18 protein-coding genes are annotated in these 19,410 nt (G+C 65.1%); 4 read left to right on the plus strand and 14 right to left on the minus strand.

Going from position 1 to position 19,410, the window contains the following annotated elements; translation table 11 throughout:
* Positions 1–79: 79 nt before the first annotated feature.
* From ccoS to UNPF46_RS11230, 10 genes are all read right to left on the minus strand, one after another.
* Positions 80–247: a cbb3-type cytochrome oxidase assembly protein CcoS gene (gene ccoS, locus UNPF46_RS11185; RefSeq protein WP_100175849.1), complete on the minus strand. Its 168-nt coding sequence runs from the start codon at positions 245–247 to the stop codon at positions 80–82.
* Positions 247–2,436, minus strand: a complete 2,190-nt coding sequence (locus UNPF46_RS11190) for a cation-translocating P-type ATPase (protein WP_142250049.1) — start codon at positions 2,434–2,436, stop codon at positions 247–249. The genes ccoS and UNPF46_RS11190 overlap by 1 nt, the downstream gene beginning before the upstream one ends.
* An 11-nt stretch (positions 2,437–2,447) precedes the next feature.
* Positions 2,448–2,933, minus strand: a complete 486-nt coding sequence (locus UNPF46_RS11195; RefSeq protein ID WP_100175847.1) for a FixH family protein — start codon at positions 2,931–2,933, stop codon at positions 2,448–2,450.
* Positions 2,934–2,948: 15 nt separating this feature from the next.
* Complete coding sequence (gene ccoG, locus UNPF46_RS11200; protein WP_100175846.1) at positions 2,949–4,415, minus strand: cytochrome c oxidase accessory protein CcoG; 1,467 nt, start codon at positions 4,413–4,415, stop codon at positions 2,949–2,951.
* Positions 4,416–4,538: 123 nt separating this feature from the next.
* The gene (gene ccoP / locus UNPF46_RS11205; protein WP_100175845.1) at positions 4,539–5,414 is read right to left on the minus strand and encodes a cytochrome-c oxidase, cbb3-type subunit III; all 876 of its coding nucleotides are present in this window, start codon (positions 5,412–5,414) and stop codon (positions 4,539–4,541) included.
* Positions 5,415–5,419: 5 nt separating this feature from the next.
* Entirely contained in the window at positions 5,420–5,584 is a 165-nt protein-coding gene (locus tag UNPF46_RS11210) for a cbb3-type cytochrome oxidase subunit 3 (protein ID WP_100175844.1), read from the minus strand.
* 13 nt (positions 5,585–5,597) lie between these two features.
* Positions 5,598–6,332 (minus strand): cytochrome-c oxidase, cbb3-type subunit II, encoded by a 735-nt coding sequence (gene ccoO / locus UNPF46_RS11215; RefSeq protein ID WP_100175843.1) that lies wholly within the window; start codon positions 6,330–6,332, stop codon positions 5,598–5,600.
* Positions 6,333–6,342: 10 nt separating this feature from the next.
* A complete protein-coding gene (ccoN, locus tag UNPF46_RS11220; protein WP_100175842.1) occupies positions 6,343–7,992 on the minus strand; it encodes a cytochrome-c oxidase, cbb3-type subunit I in 1,650 nt (549 codons plus the stop codon).
* Between the two features lie 329 nt (positions 7,993–8,321).
* Complete coding sequence (locus UNPF46_RS11225; protein WP_142250050.1) at positions 8,322–8,747, minus strand: CBS domain-containing protein; 426 nt, start codon at positions 8,745–8,747, stop codon at positions 8,322–8,324.
* Between the two features lie 34 nt (positions 8,748–8,781).
* Positions 8,782–9,615 (minus strand): universal stress protein, encoded by an 834-nt coding sequence (locus UNPF46_RS11230; protein ID WP_142250051.1) that lies wholly within the window; start codon positions 9,613–9,615, stop codon positions 8,782–8,784.
* A 197-nt stretch (positions 9,616–9,812) separates the two neighbouring features.
* On the opposite strand from UNPF46_RS11230, the gene fixL reads away from it, so the two are divergent.
* From fixL to UNPF46_RS11250, 4 genes are all read left to right on the plus strand, one after another.
* Entirely contained in the window at positions 9,813–11,330 is a 1,518-nt protein-coding gene (gene fixL / locus UNPF46_RS11235; protein ID WP_142250052.1) for a sensor protein FixL, read from the plus strand.
* A 3-nt stretch (positions 11,331–11,333) separates the two neighbouring features.
* Positions 11,334–11,951, plus strand: coding sequence for a response regulator FixJ (gene fixJ / locus UNPF46_RS11240; protein WP_100175838.1), 618 nt, complete (start codon positions 11,334–11,336; stop codon positions 11,949–11,951).
* A 72-nt stretch (positions 11,952–12,023) separates the two neighbouring features.
* Entirely contained in the window at positions 12,024–12,437 is a 414-nt protein-coding gene (locus UNPF46_RS11245; RefSeq protein WP_100175837.1) for a response regulator, read from the plus strand.
* A gap of 184 nt (positions 12,438–12,621) precedes the next feature.
* Positions 12,622–13,320, plus strand: coding sequence for a helix-turn-helix domain-containing protein (locus tag UNPF46_RS11250; RefSeq protein ID WP_174718806.1), 699 nt, complete (start codon positions 12,622–12,624; stop codon positions 13,318–13,320).
* Positions 13,321–13,380: 60 nt separating this feature from the next.
* Here the strand turns inward: UNPF46_RS11250 and UNPF46_RS11255 are convergent, their stop codons facing one another.
* From UNPF46_RS11255 to UNPF46_RS11270, 4 genes are read right to left on the minus strand one after another with little or no spacing between them, the layout of a single operon-like run.
* Entirely contained in the window at positions 13,381–14,670 is a 1,290-nt protein-coding gene (locus UNPF46_RS11255) for an MFS transporter (protein ID WP_100175835.1), read from the minus strand.
* A 23-nt stretch (positions 14,671–14,693) separates the two neighbouring features.
* Positions 14,694–15,215: a PRC-barrel domain-containing protein gene (locus tag UNPF46_RS11260; protein ID WP_181769889.1), complete on the minus strand. Its 522-nt coding sequence runs from the start codon at positions 15,213–15,215 to the stop codon at positions 14,694–14,696.
* A gap of 20 nt (positions 15,216–15,235) precedes the next feature.
* Complete coding sequence (locus UNPF46_RS11265; protein WP_142250053.1) at positions 15,236–17,440, minus strand: amylo-alpha-1,6-glucosidase; 2,205 nt, start codon at positions 17,438–17,440, stop codon at positions 15,236–15,238.
* Between the two features lie 59 nt (positions 17,441–17,499).
* Entirely contained in the window at positions 17,500–19,263 is a 1,764-nt protein-coding gene (locus tag UNPF46_RS11270) for an ABC transporter ATP-binding protein (RefSeq protein ID WP_100175833.1), read from the minus strand.
* Positions 19,264–19,410 lie beyond the last annotated feature (147 nt).

Genomic DNA, 19,410 nt, shown 5'->3' on the forward strand with positions numbered 1-19,410 from the left:
AATCAGAACCGAAGCTCTAGATTCTTGTTTTGACGCGTTTTCTTCACGCGAACCGGTGTCCACTTCGCTCGAAAACGCTCTAGCGCTTGGCCGGGACTTCCTGCGGCGGCTCGTCGTCGGCAATGGCGCGCCAGGCGGCACCGTCGAGATCGTCGTACTGGCCGCTCTTGAGCGACCACAGGAAAGCGACGAGGCCGGCGCCGCCGAGCATCAAGGCCAGCGGGACCAGGATGACCAGGATCTCCATCACACGATCTCCCGCGAGGACGTGCGCGCACGCAGCGAATTCAGCATGACCAGGATCGAGGATCCGCTCATGGCGGCCGCCGCGATCAGCGGCGTCACGATGCCACTGATCGCAACCGGCACCGCGAGCACATTGTAGCCGATGGCGAGCCAAAGGTTTTGCCGCATCAGGTGCAGCGCCTTGCGCGAAGCGTCGATGGCGGCAACCACCGGGGCGAGCGGCCGGCCGAGGAAGACGAGGTCGGCGGTGGCCTGGCTGAGATGCGCAGCCGAGATCGGCGACATTGAGACATGGGCCGCCGCCAGCGACGGCGCGTCGTTCATGCCGTCGCCGACCATCAGCACCTTGGCGCCGCGCTGCTTCAGTTCCTCGATCCGCGCGATCTTGTCGGCCGGCGTGACGCCGGCGCGCCATTCGGGAATTTCAAGCGCTTCGGCCGCCGCCCTCACGGCCGGCTCGCGATCGCCGGAGAGGATCTCGATGCCGATATTGCGCGCCTTCAGCGCCGCGATCACAACCTTGGCATCCGGCCGCAGGCCCTGGCGGACCGAGAGGACGAACCGCTCACTGCCTCTGCTGAATGCGACGATGGAGGCCTCGGGATCGACGATAGTGCTGCCGATCAGCGCCTCCGCACCGCAGAAGGAGGGGCGGCCAAGGCGGAGCTCGACGCCGTCCACGGTCGCGCGGACGCCCTGACCGGCCTCTTCGACCGCACCGACAACGGGCGATTTGGCGCCGGCAGCCTGCGCCACGGCGGCGGCAACCGGATGATGGCTCGACAGTGCGAGCCGGCCGGCGACGTCGAAGATGTCGGCGGGGATATCGGCGGCATTCATCACTTCGAGATCGGGCAGCGTCAGCGTGCCGGTCTTGTCGAAAATGACATGGTCCGCCTCGGCCAGCCGCTCGATCGCGTCGCCGGAATTGAGCAGCACGCCGGACTTGAACATCGCGCCGGAGGCGATGGTCTGCACGGTCGGAATGGCGAGGCCCAGCGCGCACGGGCAGGTAATGATCAGCACGGCGACGCCCGTCACGATCGCATCATGCCAGCTCGCGCCGGCGATGACCCAGCCAAGGATGGTCAGAAGCGCGGTCGCATGCACCACCGGCGCATAAAGCCGCGAGGCGCGGTCGGCCAGCCGCATGTAGCGCGAGCGCGCCTGCAACGCGTTGTCGAGCAGTCGGGTGATCTCGGCCAGCAAGGTCGCCTCGGATGCCGCCGAGACCCGCACCCGCAGCGTGCCGGAGATATTCATCGAGCCCGCATAGACCGGCGTGCCCTGCTCGGCCGTGACGTAGAGCGTCTCGCCGGTGATCAGGCTCTGGTCGATCTCCGAACGCCCCTCGATCACGGTGCCGTCGACCGCGCAACGCTCGCCGGGCCTGAGCAGCACGATGTCGCCGGGATGGATCGCGGCCACCGGCACCTGCGAGATCTCGTCGGGACCGACGAACTTGGCCGCCGTCTCCGCCTTCAGCGCGGCGAGATTGCCGGCGACCGCGCGGGTTCGCCGTCGCATGTTCTGGTCGAGGAAGCGGCCGACCAGCAGGAAAGTCAGCAGCATGATCGCCGCGTCGAAATAGGCGTGCTCGGCGTGGTGGATGGTCTCGACCACCGACATGCCGAGCGCCAGGATCACGCCGATCGAGATCGGCACGTCCATGTTGGTCGTCTTGGCCGACAGCGCGCGCCACGCCGAGCGGAAGAACGGCTGGCCGGCATAGGCGGCCGCCGGCAGCGCGATCAGCGCCGAGAGCCAGTGAAAGAAGTCACGCTGCTCGGGCAGCATGTCCGAGACGTTGCCCGACCACACCGGGATCGACAGCATCATCACGTTCATGGTGGCGAAGGCGGCGACGCCGAGGCAGCGCAGCAGGAAGCGCGATTCGGCGACCTCCGCCACCTCAGCGCTCTCGGTTTCGAACGGGTAGGCCTTGTAGCCGAGCTCTTCGAGCCGGTCGATGAAGCGGCCGGGGTCGAGTGTGCCCGCCTTCCATTCCAGCGCGACGCGGCGGTCGGTGAGATTGACGCGCGCCAGCGTGACGTCGGGGATGGCGGACAGGCCGCGTTCGATCTTGGCCATGCAGCCGGCGCAGTGAACGCCTTCGACCGCGAGATCGATGTGCTGGACGCCCTCGCCCGCTTCGCGAACGTAGTGAGAGAAATCGCGCGTGACCTGCATGACAAAATCCTTCAGTTCAGGATCACGCGGTTGCGCGACAGGAACACGCGCGTGCCCCGCGCCTCGCCCTCGATCACCAGGTCCCACTGGCCCGGCGCGACGGATGCGGCATCGCCGCGATAGAGACCGATGCCGGCCTCGGTGAGCTCGACGGCGAGATCGGCGCGCTTGTCGGTCGGCCGCTCCAGCCGTCCGCCGAATTTCAGTCCGGAGATCGGCTGGCCGCCGGCATCGCGCGCCTCGACCTGGACCACGGCGCTGCCGTCGTTGCGGCGCTCGATATGGGCGTTGACCTTCCATTTGCGCGCGGCCTGGTCCTGCGCCGCCGAGATCTCGCGGTCGTAGGTCAGGCCGGCGGCATAGGGGCTGTCGACCTCGGTGCCGGGCAGCGTCGCGATCGCGAGCTTCATCATCGTGACGTTGACGCCGATCACGAGGCCGAAGAAGGCGAGCAGCATCAGGAAGACCTTGGTTCCGGTCAGCGGCTTGGATGACATGATGCTCTCCTGGACTTACGGCGCGACGAAATTGTCGGTGGCGCTCGCGGCGACGCCCAGCCCGATGTCCATGACGTGGAAGCGGACCGGAATCGACTTCTCCGGATTGTTTTCAGCCGGCGCGGTGACGAGCAGCCGCAGCTCGCTGGTGGAGTCGCGCGGGATCACGATGATCGGCCGGTCCGGCGTCACCGAATCGGCGCCGACGACGTGCATCGTCGGGTTGATCGGCCCCTCCACGTCGATGGCGATGGCGCGATCGTAGCCGCTCTTGTTCAGCAGCCGCACCGTGTAGGCGTTGCGGATCGAGCCGTCGCTGAGCTTGACCGCGACCGGGTTGCGGTCATGCAGCACGTTGACGTCGAGCAGGCTGCGGGTTGCGAGCATGTAGACCATGAAGCCGCCAATCGCGGCGATGATCGCGCTGTAGACGATGGTGCGCGGCCGGACGATCCGGTAGATCGGCGCCTTGCCTTCCTGGCGGCGATGGATGTTGATGTCGTTGTCGTAGCCGATCAGCCGCTTCGGACGGCCGATCTTGGCCATCACGTTGTCGCAGGCGTCGATGCAGAGGCCGCACTGGATGCATTCCATCTGCGGTCCGTTGCGGATGTCGATGCCGGTCGGGCAGACCGCGACGCATTGGTAGCAATCGACGCAGTCGCCGACCTGCTGGCCGAGCGCGCGCAGCTCGGCGGCCTTCTTGACCGAGGTACGCTTCTCGCCGCGGTCGTAGCGATAGGTGACGTTGAGCGCCCATTCGTCGGTGAGCGCGGCCTGGATGCGCGGCCACGGGCACATGTAGGTGCAGACCTGCTCGCGCATGTAGCCGGCGAGGACGTAGGTCGTCGCGGTGAGGATGCCGATCCAGATATAGGCGATCATCGGCCCCTGGAAGGTGACGAGCTCCTTCACCAGGGTCGGCGCGTCGTTGAAGTAGAGCACCCAGGCGCCGCCGGTCCACCAGGCGATCATGAGCCAGATCGAATGCTTGAGCACGATCTCGGATATCCGCTCGAGCTTCAGCGGATCGGACGATTTGTCCTTCTTCATCCGCTCGCGGCGGTCACCCTCGATCAGGCGCTCGACGGCATAGAAGACGTCGGTCCACACGGTCTGCGGACAGAGATAGCCGCACCAGATGCGGCCGCCGACCGAGTTCATCAGGAACAGCGCCACCGCGGCCACGATCAGCAGGCCGGTAAAGTAGTAGACCTCCTGCGGCCACAGCTCGATGAAGAAGAAGTAGAAGCGACTGTTGGGAAGATCGATCAGCACCGCCTGGCTGGGGGCACCGAGGCCGCGGTTCCAGCGCACGAACGGCAGGAAGTAGTAGACGCCGAGGCAGACCGCCATCAGGCCCCACTTGATCCGGCGAAACGTGCCGGAGACGCTCTGGGGATAGACCTTCTTGCGGGCCGCATAGAGCGGCCCGACGTCGCCGGCAGGCTTGAGCTCGTTCGGGTTGACGGTCTTGTTCATCGCTTGGAACTTCTAAAAAGAGGTGCGATTAAACCTAGACCCGACACCGCCGCGCCAGTTGATCCAGCTCAAACGGGGGCACTTTTGTTCACCCCCGTTTGAAGCCTTTGAGCCGCGGATCTGCTACTTTCCGCCGCCGAGCGAGTGGACGTAGACCGCCATCGCCTTGATGGTGGCGGGATCGAGCCGCCCTTCCCAGGCCGGCATCACGCCGGCGCGGCCTTGGCTGATGGTCTCGATCAGAGCCGCTTCGTCGGAGCCATAGAGCCAGATCTTGTCGGTCAGGTTCGGTGCGCCCATCTCCTGGTTGCCCTTGCCGCCGTCGCCGTGGCAGGCAACGCAGTTTTCCGCGAAGATCTTCTCACCCTTGGCCTTGTCGAAGCCCTGGCGGGTCGGCAGGCCCGACAGCGAGCGCACGTAATTGGCGACCGTGACGATCTCGTCCGGCTTCAGCACGCCGTCCTTGCCGAAGGCGAGCATCTGGCCCTCATGCGTCTTGGCATGACCGGAGCGCGCGCCGAACTGGATGGTCTGCATGATCTGGTCGAGCGTGCCGCCCCACAGCCAGTCGTCGTCGTTCAGGTTCGGATAGCCCTTGGCGCCGGCGGCGCCGGAGCCGTGGCACGGCGCGCAATTGTCGCCGAACACGGTCTTGCCCTTGGCACGGGCGAGCGCCAGCAAGGCCGGGTCCTTCTCGATGTCGGCGAGCGAAGCGGTACCCAGCGCCGCCATCTTGTCACCGCGGATCTTCTCGAGGTTGGCGAGCTCGACCGCGACGTCGGCGCGCGAGGAGTAGCCGAACATGCCCGTGGTGTTGCTGGAGATCAGCGGCCAGGCCGGATAGACGACCCAGTAGGCGATTGCCCAGACGATGGTGAGGTAGAAGGTGATCACCCACCAGCGTGGCAGCGGTGTGTTGAGCTCCTTGATGCCGTCCCACTCGTGCCCGGTTGTGGACTTGCCGGAGACGGAATCGATGTCGCTATGATGGTCGGTCATGTCTCTCACTCCTCCCGCAACGGCAGGTGCGCTGCTTCGTCGAAGGCAGCCTTGTTACGGGGCCAAAAAGCGTAGGCGACGATCGCGAGAAAGATCGCGACGAACACCGGGGTCCAGATCGTCGTCACGAGCTCGGACGCTAGATTGTGGACTGTCAGGATGGCTTTCATCGTTCATGCCTTCTCAGCGAAGATTGGCTTTCTCGTTGTAGATCTTGAAGTCGACCAGGGTGCCGAGCATCTGCAGGTACGCGATCAGCGCGTCCATCTCGGTCGGCGTGCCGGCCTTGCCGTCGAAATTGCGCACGACGGCCTTGGCGTAGCGCTTGTTGAAGGCGTCGGTGCCCGCATTCTCCGGATCGGCCTGAGCCTTCATGTCGGCACCGGCGCTGGCGATCTGGTCATCGGTGTAGGGCACACCGACGGTTCTCAGCGTGCGCATGTGATCGGCGATGGAGTCCGGATCGAGCTCGTTGCGGCTGAGGAACGGATAGCCCGGCATCACCGACTGCGGCACGATCGCGCGCGGATTGGTCAGATGGGTCACGTGCCAGTCGTCGGAATATTTGGCGCCGACGCGGGCGAGATCGGGACCGGTACGCTTGGAGCCCCACTGGAACGGGTGGTCGAACATGCTCTCGGCGGCGAGCGAGAAGTGACCGTAACGCTCGACCTCGTCGCGCAGCGGCCGGATCATCTGCGAGTGGCAGAGATAGCAGCCCTCGCGGACGTAGACGTTGCGCCCGGCGAGCTCAAGCGGCGTGTAGGGCCTGACCCCGTCGACCTTCTCGATCGTGCTCTTGAGGTAGAACAACGGGGTGATCTCGACGAGACCGCCGATCGCGATCACCAGCAGGATGCCGACGACCAGGATGATCGAGTTCTTTTCGAAGACTTGATGACGTGTCCAGAATGACATTGTTTGCTCCTCATTCCGCCGGCTGAAGAGCGACGGGCATCTGGACTTCCGCCTCGCCGACGCGAACCGTCATCCAGAGATTATAGGCCATGATCAGCGCTCCGATCAGGAACAGGCCGCCGCCGGCTGCGCGGATGATGTAGAAGGGATGCATCGCCTCGACGGTCTCGATGAAAGAGTATTCGAGGAAGCCGAGCGAGGTGTAGGCGCGCCACATCAGACCCTGCAGGATGCCGGACACCCACATCGCCGAGATGTAGAGGACGATGCCGAGAGTCGCGACCCAGAAGTGCCAGTTGACGAGCTTCAGGCTGTAGAGCCCCTTGCGATTCCAGGCCCACGGCACCAGGCAGTACAGCGCGCCGAAGGAGACGAAGCCGACCCAGCCGAGCGCACCGGAATGCACGTGGCCGATGGTCCAGTCGGTGTAGTGGCTGAGCGAATTGACCACCTTGATCGACATCATCGGGCCTTCGAAGGTCGACATGCCGTAGAAGGCGACGGAGACCACGAGCATGCGCAGCACGGGGTCGGTGCGCAGCTTGTCCCAGGCGCCCGACAGCGTCATCAGGCCGTTGATCATGCCGCCCCAGGAGGGCATCCACAGCATGATCGAGAAGGTCATGCCGAGCGTCTGCGTCCAGTCAGGCAGCGCCGTGTAGTGCAGATGGTGGGGACCTGCCCAGATATACAGGAAGATCAGCGCCCAGAAGTGGATGATCGACAGCCGGTAGGAATAGATCGGCCGCTCGGCGCGCTTCGGGATGAAGTAGTACATGATGGCGAGGAAGCCGGCGGTCAGGAAGAAGCCGACCGCGTTGTGGCCGTACCACCACTGGAACATGGCGTCCTGGATGCCGCCCCAGGCGACGTAGGACTTGGAGCCGAACACCGAGACCGGAAGTGCCGGGTTGTTGCCGAGATGCAGCACCGCGATCGTCACGATGAAAGCGAGATAGAACCAGTTCGCGACGAAGATGTGCGGTTCCTTGCGTTTGATGATGGTGACAAGGAAGACGAGCAGATAGACGACCCAGACGATGGTCAGCCACAGATCGGCGTACCATTCCGGCTCGGCATATTCCTTCGACTGGGTAACGCCGAGCAGATAGCCGGTGCCGGCGATCAGAATGAAGAAATTGTAGCCCACCACGACGAACCACGGCGCGAGATCGCCGGCGAGGCGCGCACGGCAGGACTTCTGCACCACGTAGAAGGAAGTCGCGAGCAGGACGTTGCCGCCAAAGGCGAAGATCACCGCGGAGGTGTGCAGCGGCCTCAAACGGCCGAAGCTGGTCCAGGGCAGATCGAAGTTCAGCGCGGGCCAGGCCAGCTGCGAGGCGATGATGAGACCGACCAGGAAGCCGGCAATGCCCCAGAACATCGCCATGAAGGAGGAGAACTTGATCGGGCCCATGTTGTAGTTCGGGCGACCGTTGATCTCCTGCGGCGGCAGCGCCGCCGGGCGGTCGAGGTAGCGGTTGATGATGACAAACACCGCTGCCAAGCTCGCCGCCGCGCCGAGCGCGGCGTGGAAGGCGAACGGCGCATCGAGCGCCTTGGCCGAGGCGATTACGCAGAGGAAGGCGGTGACTGCGAACACGACAGCCAAGCCGCTTTCACCGATGGTCATGGATTTGGAGATGGAGGGCTGGCTCATGCGGATTCTCTCTGAAAGAACACAGCGCCAAAAACCACATTCACCTTCACCGGGAATTGATTGAAATCAAGAACGGCACTTAAGTTCTTCGGAACTGACGAAGATCCGTTAATTCCCGACAGATTTCCGCATCGCAGCCGGGATGTTTCGCGTGGAAGGAGACCTCTGATCCGGCGCCGCGACCGAAGCTTCGCTTCGGCGTTCTCGATGACGCCAAAGGCTCTTTCTTTCCAGCGGATGCGGGAAAGCGGGTCGAACGTGACGCGCGAAGGGGCGCGGCCTCCGTATAATCACGGAGCCGACAGCGAATTCCGATCAGGGATGGTCGATCAGTCGCGGGCCGTCGCCTTGAGTGCCGCGATCACATCCTCGCGGGCGATGATTCCGACCAGCTTCTGCGCGCTGTCGAGCACGATGATGCTCCTGATGCGGTGCTCGACCATGATCTGGAGCACGCGCGTCAGGCGCGTGTCGGGACTGACATAGATGAACTCGGGCGTCATGACGTCGCCGATCTTGCGGCTCATCAGATCGTCGTAGCGCGGCAACATCTGGGTCGGCGTGAAGGCGAAGCACTTCAGGATGTCGAACTTGGTGACGATGCCGACCACCTGCCCGTCGTCCTCGACCGGATAGGAGTTGAAGTCGTCGGTCTCGAACATCTCGCTGAGCTCGAACAAGTCGAGGCCGCGCTGCACCGTCTTGACGTTGCGCGTCATGTAGCCGTCAACGGTCTGTTCAAGAAATTTGTACACGGCGCGTCCTCCTCGATTCGATTCCGGCCGGCCGTCAATGCGACAGCAGCACGCTGCGGGCAGTCTGCGTGACCAGATATTGGGTGACGCCTCCCAGGATCAGTTCACGAAATCTCGAATGACCATAGGCGCCCGCTACGATCAGGCCGGCATCGACATCGCCGGCGACTTTCTCCAGCTGCGCGGCGGTGGTCTCGTTCCGGGCGCCTTCGCAGATTCGCGCCGTCGCGGCGACGCCGTGACGGGCGAGCCAGGCGGCAACGTCGGTGACGCCTGCGGTCACGACCGAACGGTCGTCGTCGCGCTCCGGAATTGCGGCGATGGTGACGTCCCTCGCCTTGCGCAGCATCGGCAGCGCATCGGCCACCGCCCGCCGCGCCTCCGGCGTGTCCTTCCACGCCACCAGCACGCTGCGCAGGTCGAGCCAGTTGACCCGGTCGGGGACGACGAGAAGCGGACGGCCGGCCTGCATCACCAGATCCTTGGGGCTTGCAAGCGCGAACGCATCGGAGAAGGCCGGGCTCTGTCCGCCGCTCACGACGATGTCGGCGCAGCGCGCCTGCGCCAGGGCGAATCGCGCCGGAAAGTCCATGGCGCTGCGCCACTCGGCATGTCCGCCGCGATTCTTGGTCGCGGCCCGGAATTGCGCCTCGAGGCCAGCCAGCCGCCGCTTGACCGAGGCCTCGCCCTCGTCGATCAGCGCTTGCGCCTCGGCGCCGTCGGTGAAATAGAGCGGCGGTGCGAACTGTGCCGCGGCGACCCCGACGATGGCCGCCTCGAATCGCTCGGCGAGTTCACCGGCAACCTGAAGACGCGCCTCGTTGGACTGATCGAGCGCCAGGCTGACCATCACCGTCGCGTATGTCATCGGAATTCTCCAGTGCAGAAACCTTGATGAAATCTACGCCGGCCTCCGCACTTGGAGATGAGATAGATCAAGGAGGCCGCCGGCGCCCGGCCTGCAGTCAATCCGCAAGCGACGGAACTTGCCACCGACCCCGCCTTGAGCGACATTAGGGAGCGGTAACCGCGTCCGGAGCCGCCGCATCAGAATAGGAGCATCATTTGTCGCCGACCCGCGTAACGCACTTGCACGACGATGGTCGGGGCGAACGTTTTCGCGTTCGGATCGAAGGGTTTGGCGTCGGCACCTGGGATCTCGACCTCGCGACACGGGAATTGGACTGGTCCGACACCACCAGGGCTCTGCTCGGGATCGAGCGGGATCAGCCAGCGACCTACGAGCTCTTCCTGTCGCGGCTTCAGCCCGCGGACAGGGAGCGGGTCGAGAGCGCAATCAAGCGCGTCTCCGAGCGCGGCGGCAGCTTCGACGTGTCTTTCAGGGTGGCGAATGCCTCCGGCAACGGGCAGTGGATCCGCGCCCGGGCCGGGGTCATTCGGGACGAAGCCGGCGCGGCCCGTCATCTCAGCGGCATCTTTCTCGACGTCGACGAGGAAAAGCAGGTCGAGGAGGCGCTGCGCACCCGCGAAACCCACCTCCGCTCCATTCTCCACACCATTCCCGACGCCATGATCGTGATCGACGGTCACGGCATCATGCAGCTCTTCAGCACGGCCGCGGAGCGCCTGTTCGGCTGGTCCGAGCACGAGGCGATCGGCCAGAATGTCAGCATTCTGATGCCGGAGCCCGATCGCAGCCGCCACGACGACTACATCGCCCGTTACCGCACCACAAACGATCCGCACATCATCGGCATCGGCCGCATCGTGACCGGCAAGCGCCGCGACGGCACGACCTTTCCAATGCACCTGTCGATCGGCGAGATGGAATCCGGCGGCGAGCCCTATTTCACGGGCTTCGTCCGCGACCTCACCGAGCACCAGCAGACCCAGGCCCGGCTGCAGGAATTGCAGGCCGAGCTCGTCCACGTCTCGCGGCTGACCGCGATGGGCGAAATGGCCTCCGCGCTCGCCCACGAGCTCAACCAGCCGCTGGCGGCGATCAGCAATTACATGAAGGGATCGCGGCGCCTGCTCGCCGGTAGCAGCGATCCCAACTCACCGAAGGTCGAAAGCGCGCTGGACCGCGCGGCGGAGCAGGCCTTGCGCGCCGGCCAGATCATCCGGCGCCTGCGCGACTTCGTCTCTCGCGGCGAATCGGAGAAGCGGGTCGAGAGCCTGTCCAAGCTGATCGAGGAGGCCGGCGCGCTCGGGCTCGCCGGCGCACGCGAGCAGAACGTGCAGCTCCGCTTCAGCCTCGATCCGGACGCCGATCTCGTCCTTGCCGACCGGGTGCAGATCCAGCAGGTGCTGGTCAATCTGTTCCGCAACGCGTTGGAAGCGATGGCGCAGTCGCCGCGGCGCGAGCTCGTCGTCGCCAACACCCGCGTCGGCGACGGCATGATCGAGGTGGAGGTTTCCGACTCCGGCACCGGCTTCCGGGACGACGTCATTCCAAACCTGTTCCAGACCTTCTTCACCACCAAAGACACCGGCATGGGCGTTGGGCTCTCCATCAGCCGCTCGATCATCGAGGCACACGGCGGCCGCATGTGGGCCGAGAACAATGCATCGGGCGGCGCGACATTCCGCTTCACCCTGCCGGCAACCGACGAAAGCTGATTCATGGCGACCAAGGGACATGTCTACGTCATCGACGATGATGCCGCGATGCGCGATTCGCTCAATTTCCTGCTGGAGTCCGCCGGCTTCGGCGTCACGCTCTTCGACGACGCACTCGCCTTTCTCGATGCCCTGCCCGGCCTCGGCTTCGGCTGCGTCGTCTCCGACGTGCGCATGCCCGGCCTCGACGGGATCGAGCTCCTGAAGCGGATGAAGGCGCAGCAAAGCACATTCCCGATCCTGATCATGACCGGTCATGGCGACGTGCCGCTCGCGGTCGAGGCGATGAAGCTCGGGGCGGTCGATTTCCTGGAAAAGCCGTTCGATGACGACCGTCTCACCGCGATGATCGAGTCGGCGATCCGCCAGGCAGAGCCCGCCGCCAAGAACGAAGCCGTCGCGCAGGACATCACCGCCCGCGTGGCCTCCTTGAGCCCCCGGGAGCGCCAGGTCATGGAAGGGCTGATCGCGGGCCTGTCGAACAAGCTGATCGCCCGCGAATACGACATCAGCCCGCGCACCATCGAGGTCTACCGGGCCAACGTCATGACCAAGATGCAGGCCAACAGCCTGTCGGAGCTGGTCCGGCTGGCGATGCGCGCCGGCATGCTCAACGACTGAGGCTGGTCAACTGAGGCAGGCCGGATTGAGGCAAGTCAAGGCCGCATTCCGGCACCATGCTAGCCATGCAGCATGATTGAGGTCAGTTCACATATTGAGCGGCCGCCGTCTTCAGCGCTCCCCACCGTCTATGTGGTCGATGATGATGCCGCCGTTTTGGGCTCTTTGCGGTTCCTGCTGGAAACCGACGGTTTTGCCGTGCGGACTTTCAGGAGCGGCACCGCGCTGCTCAATGCGGGCAGCGCGCACGGGGCGGATTGCTACGTCATCGACTACAAGATGCCTGACATCAACGGCATCGATCTGGCCGGCCGCCTGCGCGAGACCTATGGCAGCACGCCCGTAATCCTGATCACCGGCTATCCGGACGAGAACATTTCGGCCCGGGCTGCGGCGGTTGGCGTCAAGGACGTGGTCTTGAAGCCCCTTCTTGACGAGAATCTGGTCAAGCGCATCCGCAGGGCGATCCAGGATCGCTCCAACTAATCCTCTGTTTGATCTAGCTTTTTTTGAATATCGCGGGATGCACTTGCCCGCGCGGCCGAACGGGTGCGGATCGGGGTCCGACCTCCGGAATTCTACGTAAGGCAACCCCCTTAAGATATCGCTCTAAATTTTCGAAGCCCCGGATACCGCGTACCAAAGCGTCATCACAACGGAGATGGCGCAGATGCTGACCCAGACACTCAACACCCAAGCGATCAACACCCAGATCGTTGGCAAGATTGCTCCCGCCCATCCCGTCGCCGACCAGTTCGGCGCCATCACCGGCCATGTGGGCCTGGTCGCCACGGAATTCTCCTACCGCAAGGACGAGGAGATCTACGGCGAGGACGAGCCGGCCGAATATGTCTACCAGGTCGTCACTGGCGCAGTGAGCAGCTACAAGCTCCTGTCCGACGGCCGCCGCCAGATCGGCGCCTTCCATCTTCCCGGCGACGTGTTCGGCCTCGAATCTGGTCCCGCGCACCGTCTTGCTGCCGAAGCCATCATCGACACCACCGTGCGCCTCGTGAAGCGCGCCAGCCTCGAGAAGGCGGCAGCCACCGACGTCCAGGTTGCCCGCAAGCTCTGGGCGATGACGGCTGGCGAGCTGCGCCATGCCGAGGACCACATGCTGCTGCTGGGCCGCAAGACCGCGATGGAGCGTGTTGCGACCTTCCTGCTCGAAATGGACCGCCGCCTCGCCGTTGCCGGCATGATGGCCCTGCCGATGTGCCGCCGCGACATCGGCGACTATCTCGGCCTCACGCTCGAAACCGTGTCGCGCGCGCTGTCGCAGCTTCACGCCCAGGGCATTCTCGGTTTCTCCGGCGCCCGCCAGATCGTGCTGCGCAATCGCCAGCGCCTGCAGCATCTCGACGCCTGATCGGTTTCTCCCCCGTGACTTGGCCGGCCGAACTCGCTTCGGCCGGCTTTTCCTCTGCGGCTATCGCACGGTGCGCCGCGTCTCCGGCATCACCAAGAGAATCAGGAGCAGCCCGGTCGCGGCAACGCCGGACAGGCCGATGAAGGCGGTCGCGTTGCCGAACTTGTCGCTGACATAGCCGCCGAGCACCGTGCTCAGGGACGCGCCGATGCCGGTCGCGGTGCCGACAATGCCCTGCGCCAGGTTGAAATGGCCGCTGCCGAAGGCGACGTCGGCGACGATCAGCGGGATCATGACCGCGAATACCGCCGCGGTAATGCCGTCAAACACTTGCACGAGCACCAGGAGATACGGGTCGCGCACGGTCGCGAACAACAAGCCGCGAATCGCCAGCGCGCCGAAACCGATCAGCAGCAGCGGCCGCCGGCCCCAGAGCTGCGCCTTGCGCCCCACCGTCGGCGACAGCAGGGCCACGATCGCCTGGGGAACCACGATGCAAAAGGCGACGAGCACCGTCGCCCATTGAGCGGACCGCGCCGTCACCGCGCTTGCCATCAGCGGCATCATGGAGGCATTCGCCAGCTGCAACAGCAGAACGCTGAGGGCGAAGACGATGAGCGGACGCTGCCGAATCAGATGCCAGATGTTGGTGTCGCCGCGATCTGCCGATTCGCGCGGCATCTCGCCGTGACAGCGGGCGATGTCGACCTCCTTCTCGCGGATGTACGAGAGCGCGATCAGGGTCGGGATCGCGAGCAGGAAAGTGACCAGGAACACCGAGCGGCTCGACAACAGATATCCCGCGGTGCCCATCACGGCCGCCGCGACGCCGTTGCCGAGGGAGGCGAAGCGCGCGTTGCGGCCGAGCCGCTCGCCGATCGCGAGCGGGCCGACCAGGCCAAGGCTGATCGCCGCAATCGCCGGCCCGAGCACACAGCTCGCCGCCGCATGCAGAGTGGCGGCAGCCACCACGACCGGGAAGATCGGCATTGCGGCATAGGCCAGCGCGCAAGCCCCGATGGTCGCGATCGCGAGCCCCGCGACCAGGCGCTCCGATTTGGCGGCGTCGATGATCGCGCCGCCCGGCATCTGCCCGATCAGGGCGACGATGCCGCCGATCGACAGCACGAGCCCGATCTCGACCTGGGTCCATTTCTGCGTGGTCAGATAGACCGCGATGAAGGGGCCGAATCCGGTCTGCACGTCGGCGAGGAAGAAGATGAACCAATCGAGACCGCGCAAGCTCCGGCGCGACGGCGCCGGAATGCCGGCGGCCGGTGGCGCGGCGACGTTGTCCTGTTCAACGCGGCCTTCGCGATCTGCACGGTTGGGCTTCCTCGACAACAGCACAGGCGGTCATCCCTCCCTGCGCCTCACTGGATCGCTTGCAGCGGTTGAAGGCTGCCGGACGCACCGAGCACGACGATCGGCGTGTCCTCCTTGTATTCCGGCGCGGCCGCGACCTGCGCCTTGGTCAATTCCAGCGTGATGCTATCCTTCTTGTTGGCGATCTTGCCGAAGCGCAGTGCGTTCCAATCCACCACGATCTTGCGGCTGCCAACGCCGAGAAACCCGCCGAAATCGATCGCCGCCGCGCGCACATGGCCGGTGCGATCGACGATGACGTCGACGATGCGGCCCATGTCCTCGCCGGCTGCGCTGCGCACGTCGCGGCCGAGCACGCCATGGGCCTCGCTCGCGCCGATGATGGTCACCGACGGCGGCGGGGCGGCATCCTTCGGCGTCACGGCGACGGTCGAGGCCGGCGGCTGGGCCGTCGCCGGCGCATGGGCCTCACTCTGGCCTACGGGCGGCTCGTCCGCGGCACGCACGGTCGCGACCGCCAGGCTCGCGACGACGGCCGTACCAAGGATCAATGCTGCTATCCCACGCATGACGTCCTCCTTGCGCGCCGCTAGCGCGCCAGCACGATCGAGACCTGGATCTGGCCGCGCGTGCGCAACACCTCCAGCGCCACGTCGTCGCCGTGACGACTGACGCGAAGATCGACGCTGGATTCGCCGAGGCGCAGATCGCGCAGGATCACCTCGTTGAGGAACGCCGGCAGATGCGGGTTGCGCAGGCGAATCTCGCCGCGTGCGACGTCGAACTCGAGGCCGAGCGCCGCTTCCAGCAGCGTGAACGGCGTCGCGCTGGCCCAGGCCTGCGGCGCGCAGGCGACCGGATAGAGCGTCGGGCCGCGCCGCTTCTCGCGCCGGAAGCCGCAGAACAATTCGGGCAGCCGGCGCAGATCCATGTAGGTCGCCGCGTCGAACAGTCCCTTGAAGACGTGCGCCACCGAATGCTTGAGGCCATAGCGCGCGAGCCCGAGCGCGATCAGCGCGTTGTCGTGCGGCCAGATCGACCCGTCATGATAGGACATCGGGTTGTAGCGCACCTCTCCGACGGCGACCGTGCGGATACCCCAGCCCGAGAAGAAATGCGGCCGCATCAGGTCGGCGGCGACGAGGCGGGCGCGGTCCTCGCGGATCATACCGCTGAACAGGACCTGACCGGCGTTCGAGGTCCGCACCTTGCACGGCCGCTTCTTGCCGTCGAGGGCGAGCGCATAGGTGCCGAGCTCCTCACACCAGAACGCCTTCTCGAAGCGTTCGGCCAGCGCCCTGGCGTCAGCCTCGAGCTTGCGCACGCGGTCCGGCTTGCCGAGCCGCAAGGCGCAACGCGCAGCGAGCTGCTTGGCGGCGTAGACGTAGCCCTGGACTTCGGCGAGTGCGATATTGCCTTCCGCGAGCTGGCCGTCGGCGTGGAAGATCGCGTCATACGAATCCTTCCAACCCTGATTGGCCAGCCCCTTCTCGGTCGCGCGCTGGTATTCGACGAAGCCGTCCTGATCGGGATCGCCGGGACCGTCGATCCAGGCCAGCCCCGCCTCGATCGCCGGCCACAGCTCGATCAGGGTCTTCTCGTCGCCGGTGCGTTCGAAATAGCTTCCGGCGAGCAGCACGAACAGCGCGGTCGAATCGACGCTGCCGTAATATTGCGCGAATGGCACCTCGCGCAGCGCCGCCATCTCTCCGCCGCGCATCTCATGCAGGATCTTGCCCGGCGCGGCATCGGCAAGCGGATCCGTCGCCTGGGCCTGGAAATGGGCGAGCCGGCGCAGGACGCCCTTGGCGACGCGCGGATCGACCCACAGCATCTGGAGCGCGGTGATCAGGCCGTCGCGGCCGAACGTCGTCGAATACCAGGGAATGCCGGCATAGGGATAACGCCCCTGCGGCGTCTCCGTCATCAGCATGTTGAGGTCGGCCATGGCCTGGCACAGCACCTCGTTGAAGATGTTGTTGGAGGTCTCGATGCTGGCGGCGCCAACGGTGGACTGGCGCATCTCGCGGCGATGGGCGAGCAGGCCCCGGAAGAAGCGCGCCGGCTTCTCCGCCATCGGGCGGTTGCAGGACACGGCCACGAACAGCGATTTCGATTCATGCGGATCCAGCTCGAGCTGCCAGGTCGCGGCATTGACCGACAGTCGCGTCGGACGCGGATCGAAATGCAGGCCCGTGGTGCGCTCGACGTCGTCGAGACCGCGATATTCGAACAGCACGTCGGTCGGCCCGAGCAGCTTGCTCGTGCCCACTCCGCGGCGCGGGCGGCGCTCGCCGCGAACCTCGAACAGGTCGGCAAAGTCGTTGTCGAACAGCAGCGTCAGCTCGAAGCTGGTGCGCCGGTCACCGTGATTCTGCACGCCGATGCGCTGATACGCGGTGCCACGCCACAGGAAAATGGTGCGCACGATGTGCAGCAGGTCCTTTTGCAGAGCGAGGCTGTTCTGCCGGTAGATGTCGGGATTGGTGAGGTCAACCGTCAGCGCCGAATTGTCGTCGCGCAGATTGGAGCCGAGCAACAGCGGCTGGAGATCGTCGAGCACGAGCTCCAGCCGCGCCAGATAGCGCGTGTCGTGGTGGAACAGACCGTCCGGCCCGCCGGCGGAGGCACCGATGTCGCCATGGCTGTCGAGCACGATGAACATGTCGTCGTGCTTGAGAGACCGCCGCGGTCGGGCGGCAGGCCCGGTCATGGGAATGTAGAAAGGCTGCTCCGCGACCTGTTCGGAGGTCCGTGTCACGGAGACGAATTGAGCTACGGCTTCGGCCGACATGAGCTGCTTCCCTGCGCTTGTTTTCGAAACGCAACCGACTCGAGAACGCGACTGTGGGTTTACGCGGCGGCTTGCGCGAGCCGGCTCATTTCCTGCGTCACCAGCTCGCGATATGGCCCGTGGCCCTGCATCAGGCGCTCCGGCGAGCCATCCTCGATGATCTTACCATTCCTCAGCACCACCACGCGGTCGAAATTGCGCAGCGTCGCCAGCCGGTGCGCGATCGCGATCACGGTGCGGCCGCGCATCAGGCGCGACAGCGCCTCGCGGATGGCCTCCTCGGACTCGCTGTCGAGCGCCGCGGTGGCTTCATCCAGCAGCAGGATCGGCGCATCCTTCAGGAAAGCGCGCGCGATGGCGATGCGCTGGCGCTGGCCGCCGGACATTTTGACACCGCGGTCGCCGACCATGGTGTCGAGACCATCCGGCAGGCCATCGATGAAATCGCAGCGCGCCGCGATCGCGGCCCGCAGCACCTCGTCGTCGGTCGCGTTCGGCCGGCCATAACGGATGTTCTCGCGGATAGAGCGGTGGAACAGGGAAATGTCCTGCGGCACGACCGAGATCGCCTCGCGCAGGCTGAGCTGCGTGACCATCGAAATGTCCTGGCCATCGATGGTGATGTTACCCTCGTCGGCATCGTAGAAACGTTGCAGCAGCGTGAACAGCGTGGACTTGCCGCCGCCGGACTGGCCGACAAGGCCGACGCGCTGGCCGGGCTGGAGCCGCAGGCTGAACCGCTCGAAGATCTTCTCTCCGCCGGGATAGCCGAAGGTGACGTTGTTGAACGCGATTGCCGCACCGCTCTTCACCAGCGGCTCGGCGTCGGGATGGTCGCGCAGCTCGTGCGGCACCAGCAGGGTGGCGATCGCCTCGGTCAGCCGCGCGACATGCTGGGTGACGTCGACCAGCGCCACCGCGAGATCGCGCGTCGCGTTGAGAATGGACAGGCCGAGGGTGCAGACCAGCACCACGTCGCCTGTGGTCGCCTCGCCCTTCTGCCAGAGCGTGATCGCCCAGGCCATCAGCGCCACCGTCAACAGCACGGTGACGCCGGCATGGATGAGCCGCAGCTTCTCCAGATAGCGCAGGCTGCGGCCGCGCGCGGTGAGCTCCCGGTTCACGGTCGCGTCGAACCGCTCGTGCTCGTGGCTGATGCCGCAGAACGCGCGGACCAGCGGCATGTTGCTGATGACGTCGATCATCTCGCCGTCGACCACGGCGGCCTTGTCGGCGAAGTCGTCATGCAGCGGCTTGCCCGCGGCGGCGAGGCGGAACATCGCGATCACCATGCCGCCGGCAATCGCGATCAGGCCGAGCGCCATGTAGGGACTGACGGTTCCAATCAAGGCGATTGCCGCAATTGTGGCAATGCACGGCGGCAGCACATTCCATACGAACATGTTCTCGACCGTGAACACCGCATTTGACGTCGCTGTGATGCGGCTCGTCAGCATGCCCGGCATCCGGTCGGAGAAGTAGCTCGGCGCATGACCGGTCAGATGACGAAATATGTCACGTCGTAAATCGCCCGTGACCCCGACAAAGGTAAAGCTCGCCGTCCAGCTCGCGATCCGCCAGAGAAAGTTGTCGGCGGCGATCAGCGACATGAGCAGAATGAATGCCAGCCATACACCGCCGCCCTGTGACGGGCCAGCGGACAAGGCGTCGACGAGAGATTTGACGCCGTATTGCGTGCCTACAGAGCAGGCAACTGCTCCCACCACCGCAGTCAGGATCACCAGATGCGATGCCATTCGCATCTGAAGATAGCGCAAGACAAAGGCAAATGGCCTGCGCGCGTATCCAGAAAGATGATCCATATGGCTATCGCCCCGTTATGCTGATTTTTGTTTTGCGACTGATCGACTGAACATCGACCGTTCGCCACCGGTTCCCGGCCGAGCGATCACGACATGCAGATGCGGACGATGTGAGATGAGGTGATGGCATCATCGCGACCACGCTGC

The organism is Bradyrhizobium sp. UNPF46, assembly GCF_006658625.1.
Lineage (GTDB): Bacteria > Pseudomonadota > Alphaproteobacteria > Rhizobiales > Xanthobacteraceae > Bradyrhizobium > Bradyrhizobium nitroreducens.